General features: G+C 65.6%; 9 protein-coding genes. 6 read left to right on the forward strand and 3 right to left on the reverse strand.

The features are described from left to right. The 3 genes from ACFWAY_RS43350 to ACFWAY_RS43360 all read left to right on the forward strand — a co-directional run. The coding region (locus ACFWAY_RS43350) for a hypothetical protein (RefSeq protein WP_378514833.1) at window positions 1-399 on the forward strand (399 nt) is incomplete at its 5' end. 461 nt (window positions 400-860) lie between these two features. Next, window positions 861-2,291 (forward strand): aldehyde dehydrogenase family protein, encoded by a 1,431-nt coding sequence (locus ACFWAY_RS43355; protein WP_378514834.1) that lies wholly within the window; start codon window positions 861-863, stop codon window positions 2,289-2,291. 191 nt (window positions 2,292-2,482) lie between these two features. Beyond that, entirely contained in the window at window positions 2,483-2,980 is a 498-nt protein-coding gene (locus ACFWAY_RS43360) for a hypothetical protein (protein WP_378514835.1), read from the forward strand. Window positions 2,981-3,063: 83 nt separating this feature from the next. On the opposite strand, the gene ACFWAY_RS43365 is transcribed toward ACFWAY_RS43360, so the two are convergent. From ACFWAY_RS43365 to ACFWAY_RS43375, 3 genes are all read right to left on the reverse strand, one after another. After that, entirely contained in the window at window positions 3,064-3,462 is a 399-nt protein-coding gene (locus tag ACFWAY_RS43365; RefSeq protein WP_378457762.1) for a hypothetical protein, read from the reverse strand. A 217-nt stretch (window positions 3,463-3,679) separates the two neighbouring features. Then, on the reverse strand, window positions 3,680-4,348 hold the full coding sequence (locus tag ACFWAY_RS43370; RefSeq protein ID WP_378514836.1) for an anti-sigma factor domain-containing protein: 669 nt from the start codon (window positions 4,346-4,348) through the stop codon (window positions 3,680-3,682). After that, window positions 4,338-4,883: a sigma-70 family RNA polymerase sigma factor gene (locus tag ACFWAY_RS43375; RefSeq protein ID WP_378457764.1), complete on the reverse strand. Its 546-nt coding sequence runs from the start codon at window positions 4,881-4,883 to the stop codon at window positions 4,338-4,340. The genes ACFWAY_RS43370 and ACFWAY_RS43375 overlap by 11 nt, the downstream gene beginning before the upstream one ends. A gap of 217 nt (window positions 4,884-5,100) precedes the next feature. On the opposite strand from ACFWAY_RS43375, the gene ACFWAY_RS43380 reads away from it, so the two are divergent. The 3 genes from ACFWAY_RS43380 (at window position 5,101) to ACFWAY_RS43390 (ending at window position 7,495) form a co-directional block, all read left to right on the forward strand. Beyond that, entirely contained in the window at window positions 5,101-5,631 is a 531-nt protein-coding gene (locus tag ACFWAY_RS43380) for a hypothetical protein (RefSeq protein WP_378514837.1), read from the forward strand. Between the two features lie 128 nt (window positions 5,632-5,759). After that, window positions 5,760-6,860: a catalase family peroxidase gene (locus tag ACFWAY_RS43385; protein ID WP_378514838.1), complete on the forward strand. Its 1,101-nt coding sequence runs from the start codon at window positions 5,760-5,762 to the stop codon at window positions 6,858-6,860. Then, complete coding sequence (locus ACFWAY_RS43390) at window positions 6,857-7,495, forward strand: cytochrome b (protein WP_378514839.1); 639 nt, start codon at window positions 6,857-6,859, stop codon at window positions 7,493-7,495. Before ACFWAY_RS43385 ends, ACFWAY_RS43390 begins: the two co-directional genes overlap by 4 nt. Window positions 7,496-7,690 lie beyond the last annotated feature (195 nt).

A 7,690-nucleotide genomic window follows, 5' to 3' on the forward strand; every position in this document is an offset into this window, starting at 1 on the left:
GCGCGGGATGTCGCGCGGCCACGCCTGACACCCGTATATCAGGACTGGAAGAACGGAGACGACGTGACCGAAGACGAACACGAACTCGCCGTGCTCGACTTCGCGGTCAAGTGGGCACCTTTCGGAGGCGGAGACGAACACATCCTGCCCGAGTTCGGCGTCTTCCCCACGGAGTTCTACCAGCGACTGCGGCGTCTCCTCCGCCACCCCGGGGTGAACGAGAGCGTCCGACGCCGCCTCGACGAGTTGTGCACCCTCAAACTCGCGCCGATATTGCACCCGGACCGACTGGGGCTCGCTCACCGTAAACCCCATGAGTCCGCCAACAGGTGGAGCTCCCCGACGGGCAGCCACTTGATGCCCGCACGGGACACTGGCCTTGACGGAACCGGCCTGTAGATCCGGGGTGGTCGTTTCTGTGGTGCGGTCGTCGCCGCCGACCTGGCGTCCGGTTCACGAAGGGCCCGGGACTGCGGGGAACCGATGAGCGCGTGGCCCCAGACCGGCACCGGTAAGCCCGGCTGAATTACTTTGTAGAGCCTGATATCTCGAATCCGTCGAAAGCCGGGAGAGCGCATTCCTTCCTGGCGGGACGCAGTCGCGGAGTCCGGGCTCATTCCATAATTGCCCGACCCGAAATCGCGGTTGTCCTCCGGTTGGGGGACAACGCATTCATCCCCCAGATGGCCCGGCTGGCGGACAGACGTCTGAGCTGTGATGGGTCATTGTTGGTCAGACGCCGGAAACACTCCGACGCAATCCCGCCAGGACCCCTGGACGCATCGCGGCTCACCCCGAAGGGGCACCAACGCGATACCCAACCGTCCCTACCTTCTGCAGCAGCCGACCAAAGGAGCACCGTGGAGAACACCCGGAAGTTTTACATCGACGGCGAGTGGGTCGACCCGATCGGCACCGACACGCTCGACGTCGTCAACCCTGCGACGGAGCAAACCGTCGCCACCATCGCGCTGGGCGACGAGAAAGACGTCGACCGCGCCGTCACCGCCGCCCGCCGAGCCTTCGATGATTTTGGGTCGACGACACGTGCTGACCGGATTGCGTTACTGGATCGGATAATCGAGGTTTACGGGCGGCGAATGGGCGACCTTGCGTCGACGATCACCCAGGAAATGGGCGCACCGACTTCACTGGCCACGACCGCTCAGGCACCGTCCGGCTTGGTGCATCTCACCGCGGCCGTCGATGCGCTCCGCGCGTTCGAATTCGACGAGAAGATCGGTACGACAACGGTCGTGCATGAGCCGGTCGGCGTGTGTGCATTCATCACACCCTGGAACTGGCCTGTCAATCAGATCGCCGCGAAGGTCGCACCGGCGCTGGCCGCCGGCTGCACGATGGTGTTGAAGCCGTCCGAGATCGCGCCACTCAATGCGATCATCTTCGCGGAGATACTTCATGAAGCGGGTGTCCCTACCGGAGTATTCAACCTCGTTCAGGGTGACGGACCTACCGTCGGAGCCGCACTGTCGATGCACCCCGACATCGACATGGTGTCGTTCACCGGATCTACACGCGCCGGCGTCGAGGTCGCTCAGAACGCTGCGAGAACGGTCAAACGCGTCGCGCAGGAGCTCGGCGGCAAGTCGGCGAACATCGTGTTGGACGACGCGGACTTCGAAGAAGTCATTACCCGAGACGTATTAGGTGTGGTGGTCAATTCGGGCCAGTCCTGCAACGCGGGCTCGCGCATTCTGGTTCCGTCGAACCGCATGGACGAAGCGATCACGATCGCGAAGACCGCCGCCGCGTCGATCGTGGTCGGACAACCCGAGTCCGAGGAAACGACCGCGGGTCCGCTGGTGTCACAGGCACAGTTCGACAAAGTTCAGCGTCTGATTCAGACCGGCATCGATGAGGGCGGCACGCTCGTCGCTGGTGGAGTCGGTCGTCCAGCGGGCCTGTCCACCGGCTATTTCGTGCGGCCCACCGTCTTTGCGGACGTGACGAACGATATGACCATCGCGCGAGAGGAGATCTTCGGCCCCGTCATGATGCTGATCGGCTACGAGGACGAGGCCGACGCAATCCGCATCGCGAACGACACCGCGTATGGGCTGTCCGGGATGGTCTCGTCGAGCGACCCGGAGCGCGCGCGGAAGGTCGCCCGACAGCTCCGGACGGGAATGGTTCATCTCAATGGTGCTCCGCTGGCCTTCGATGCGCCGTTCGGCGGCTACAAACAGTCAGGCAACGGCCGGGAGTTCGGCAAATTCGGTCTGATGGAGTACCTCGAGGCCAAGGCGATCTTCGGCGACAACGAGGACTGATCTACCCGGTGGGAGTTCTCGTTGTGCAGATGGATGCTCGGCGCCTCTGGTTCTGCCCCGACGCCTGCCGGCGTTGCGTGTGAGCGCGGCGGTTTCGGGCCGGCCAGGCGTCGTACAACCAGATTCGGCCGTGAACAGCCTCCGACTACGGGGTCTTCGACACGGAGACAAGAAGAGACGGGAGACTGATCGTGAATGCGATCATGTGGATGGGCGTGGCCGGGATAGTCGGCACGGCCCTCTCACCGTGGATCACCGAGCGCTTGCGCAGCAAGAATGCGCGCCGAGACCAGCTCGTGAAGCTGCGGCTCGCGATCTACGCCGACCTACTCAGAGCGACAGCGCGCCTCGCGACAACCGCAACGGCATCGGCTACATCGCACCCGAATGACGCGGAAATGATAGGCGGTGACGACTTCGATTCCCTGCTCAGCCAGGCGCAGGTCGTGGCCAGCGATGACGTCTACCGACGACTCAACGAGCTGTCGCAGCTCACGGAAACGTTCAATCAGCACCTTGTGAAGGCCGAGTCACGCCCGGTCTTTCCCCATCGGCAACACCTGCACGATGGCGCAGTGAACGACCCGTTGCGCCTGCAGCATCGGAGAGCACTGGCCGATATCGCGGGCGGTGTCGCGGTGGCTCACGGGAGAGTCCAGGATGCGATCCGCCACGAGATGAACCGGTGACGGCGCTTCATACCATTGGATAAAGAACTAAACAGTTCCCTGGATGGCATCGGCTACGGGGAGTCCGCGTGGCCTCCTGTCGCCTACGAGCAGCATCCCGGGTCAGCACAGCCGGCGACTACGGCTCTCGGCGCGAGCGTCGCCTCACTGCCGGCGCCCACCGTGCGGCGGTACCGGCGTTCATCTCGGACCGGACCATCTCGCTGAGCGGCGAGATACATGCTCAGCAGGTTGGTGTAGATGCCCTGCTCGATCGCATCGCGCAGCAGGTAGTCCTTGATCGCGTCCGCATCGAGCACCCGCCATCCCTGCCCGGCGAGGTGCCGGCGGTCGATGCTCGACGACTTACCCAGCGGACATCGATGGCCCAGCAGATTGACGGCAGGGCTGTCCGCCGGGTACCAGACACGATGCAACCGTGACGAAGGTGTCCATTCCCCGAGGATCTCGCGTCCGGGGTCCTGGGCAAGATCGAGTGCCACAAACAACGGCTGGGCGAGCGGCCACACTTCTACGGACCCCTAACCACCGCGCAAAAGACTCACCGGAACCGGCCCACAACGCCGCACCGGGGCCCCAGACACCGCCCGCCGCTCGCAACGAATCCCCGTGAACACCTTGGAGCCCCCACCTCGACGACGCACTCGCACATCTCCCGCCACCGTCTTCATTTGGTGCGGTGGATGATGCTGGTGAGCGTCAAGGATGAAGTGGTGCCCGCAGGATGGGGCTCGGGTCGGTGGGGGTGCTGATGCCCAGTGCGGCGGCGTCGGACATCGGTAGTCCGACGGCGAGCTGCATGGACATCTTCTTCTCGCCGCCGGCGATGAAACTGCCGGCGGCCATTCGACTCCCGTCCGGTCGTTCGAGCCACACCGCGTAGCGCTGGCCCTGCGGTAGACCGGTGACATCGAGGGCGACGCTGGTGCCCCAGTTACGGTTCTCCACATTGGCCGAGGCGTGGACACCGGCAGGTTGGGTGGTGAACGCGACCGGCCGAGCGTTCGTCGACGTCGACTGCTGGGAGGTGACGACGAGAACTGCCCTCAGTGCGACGATCAACACCGCCGCGGCCGAGGCGACGAGCCGGGCTGTTCTGCCGACGCGCCGCCGCCGTCGTTCGTGGTCGACGGCGGTGAAGACGGCGGTACGCAGCGAGGAGGGCGGCCCGGCCGGCTTGTCGGTGACCCGATCCGGGTCGGCCAAGCGCAGGGCCCCGGCGACCCCGCGCAATTCGCGCAGTTCGGTGCGGCACTGCCGGCAGCCGTCGAGGTGCGCCTGCAGGGCGACCGCCGAAGCGGGGTCGAGCCGATCCAGGGCGTGCATGCCGAGGAGGCTGCGCATGTGCCGGCACTGATCAGCAGTCACCGTGCCACCCCATTTCTTCGAGGACGAGCTTAAGGGCCTTGAGGCCGTAGTAGACACGGCTGCGGACGGTGCCCTCGGGGATCCCGAGCTGCGCAGCAACCTCGGCGGCAGGCCGGTCGCGGAGGTGCACCTCGATCAGCACGTGCCGATGCTGTTCGGACAACCGACGTAGCGCCTCCTCCACCTGCAGCTCGACCACCAATTCTTCAAGGGGCTGGGAGGTACCGGGGGTATCGGCCGGCTCGGTGCCCGCCAGCACCGGTCGACTCGCCCGGGCGCGGCTGATGTCGATGATGATGTTGCGGCAGATCGAGAACAGCCAGGTCCGCAGCGACGCCGTATCTGATTGGTAGCTCTGCGCTGCCCGCCACGCCCGCAGGAACGTCTCCTGCACGGCTTCCTCGGCGCCGCCCGCATCACCCAGAGATCGATGCGCGAACCGGAACAGCTCGCCGGCGTGGTCCTCGTAGGCCGCACGCAGCACCGCTTCGTCGCCGAGTCCCCCGGCCTGCCTGCGTTGCAGGATCAGTCGCACGCCGTCACCTCCGAATAGCTACTGTCCCATCGCGTCGATCGCCGACCGGTCCTTACCCGGGTATACGGATCTGCCCGGCGAATCCTTCACCGCAATCCCGCAAGATAGCCGTGATCTGAATCACAGCCAGTCATCTGAATGCCTGACGCCTCCCGATCCGTATCCCCGTGCAGATGTGGCTCGCACAACGGCAATCACGAACGGAACGAGGCAGCGCATGAAGAAACGAACGCTACTGGCACAAGGCATCGGGATCGGCGCCGCACTGGTGGTGCTGTCCGCATGCGGCAACGACAACGGCGACACGCAGCACGCACCGCAGGCCGGCGCCGCACCGCAGGCGTCGACCGCACAGGCCTCGACCACCCCAGCCGGTGGCGGCGCCGTGCAGCTCGGCACGCAGGAGACCGCGCTCGGCACCGTCGTGACCGACCCCGCCGGATACACGCTGTACTGGTTCACCGAGGACACCCCGGACACCTCCGCGTGTGTCGGTCAGTGCACCACCGTGTGGCCGCCCACCCTCGGCGCGCCCCATACCGGCGGACGGGCGGAACTAACGGGTGCGCTCGGCACCCTCACCCGCCCGGACGACGGAGCCCAGCAGGCGGTCTACGACGGCCATCCCCTGTACCGGTTCGCCAAGGACACCGCGCCCGGCCAAACCAACGGCGACGGCGTCAAGGGGCAATGGCACGTCATGCCGGCGTCCCCGGCACCGGTTCCGCCCTCCACGTCCGGGCAATAGGCACCACACCGCCCACGGGATCGGACACTCGAGTGAAGGACCGATGTGAGTACGCATCTCAACAACAGCCGACCGGACGTGAGCGCGGTGCCCAACCACATCGCCGGGCCGGCGAGGAGCACCGACCGATGAACGAGGACACCGAACCGGCGACACCCCCGACGAGGTCGGCGGTCAGCCGACGCGGCGTCCTGCTCGGGCTGGCCGCGGTCGGGGGGATCGCCGCGGCGGACGTCGGCGGGTTCCTCTACGCGGGAGGCTGGTTGACCCCCGATGTGTTGACCCCGTCGCGACTGACCGACCGGTTCGAGCAGGTGTACGGCAGGCACGACGGATTCCGGCGCAACCACGCCAAAGGACTCAGTGCCACCGGGCATTTCATCAGCAACGGGGCTGGGACCGCGGTGTCCACCGCCGCCGTCTTCCAGCCCGGCCGGATTCCAGTCACCGGCCGGTTCTCACTCTCGGGTGGCCTGCCCGACGCCGCCGACGCAAACGCCACCGTCCGCGGGCTGGGATTGGCTTTTACGTTGCCGAACGGGGAACAGTGGCGCACCGCGATGATCAACATCCCGGTCTTCCTCGACAACACCCCGGAAGGCTTCTACCAACGACTGCTCGCCTCCACACCGGTTGCGGGCACCGGGAAACCCGATCCGGAGAAGATGGCCGCATTCCTGGCCCGGCATCCCGAGACCACTGCAGCGATGCAGATCGTCCGACGGCATCCCCCCACCTCCGGCTTCGGCGACAGCACCTTCCATGGGCTCAACGCGTTCGGCTGCACCAACGCCGCCGGGGTCACCGTTGCGGTGCGCTGGACGCTCGTGCCCGAACAACCGGTCCAGCCCCCACATCCGGGGCAGCCACCGGACCGGAACTACCTCTTCGACGCACTGACCCGCACTCTCGCCGGCACTCCCCTGCGGTGGCGACTGGTCCTCACCATCGGCGAACCCGGCGACCCGACCCACGACGCAACCCTGCCCTGGCCCGAGAATCGGCGCACCCTCGACGTCGGCACGGTCACGATCGACTCGGTGCAAACCGAAGAGCCGGGCAACGCCCGGGATATCAACTTCGACCCGCTCATTCTGCCGGCGGGCATCACCCCTTCGGACGATCCGCTGCTCAGCGCACGGTCAGCGGTCTATGCCCGATCCTTCACTCGCCGAACCAGCGAACCCACCCAGCCCAGTGCAGTCACCGTCGAGAAGGGGCTTTCATGAGCGAGAAGACGATCGACCGTCCCACCCGGTTCGCCCTTCCCTCCCGGCTGCTGCACTGGACCATGGCGCCCCTGGTCATAGCCCAACTCGTCATCGGCGTCGCCATGGTGGCTTCGTTGACCGGTTACGACCTGCTGCGGGCCATCCACCGGCCGCTGGGAATCGTCATCCTCATTTTCGTGGTGATCCGTATCGGGAACCGCCTGCTGCACCGCCCACCACGATTTCCGTCCACCATGCGACCGCTCGAACGCCGGGTGGCGAAAGGCTCGGAATACCTGCTCTACGCGCTGCTGCTCGTGCAGCCGGTGATCGGATGGGCCATGCTTTCGGCCGCAGGCTCCCCGATCGTGCTCTACAGATCGCTGCACCTACCAGCGATCGCCCCGCACGACACCAGCGTGTACGCACTCCTGCGACAGTCCCACACGATCCTCGCGTACCTGCTGTTCCTGACCTTCACCGCCCACCTGTGCGCAGTCATGTTCCACACCCTCGTGCTCCGCGACCGAACACTCGACCGGATGATCCTGCAGCCGATCCGCGGGACTACCCCGGTGGCGGAGCCAACCGACAATCACACCTCGACACCGGCTGACGCCACAACGACTACGCTCCATCGACCCCTGAACTAGCCCCCTGAACTAAACCTGGAAGCACCGATTGGTATGAGCGCGTGAGAGTGTCATAAAAGCGAAATGCCCTGTCGTAGTGGAAGAATAAGACTTCTCAAGGGTCAGATTCAGCCACAAAGAAGGGCATCTCGCAGGTGCAACTATCTCACACCCGACCAGTCGTCGCGGCCAGGTTCGACGACCCCAATCTGATAT

The sequence above is a fragment of the Rhodococcus sp. NPDC059968 genome, from assembly GCF_042738615.1.
Classification (GTDB): Bacteria; Actinomycetota; Actinomycetes; order Mycobacteriales; family Mycobacteriaceae; genus Rhodococcus_F.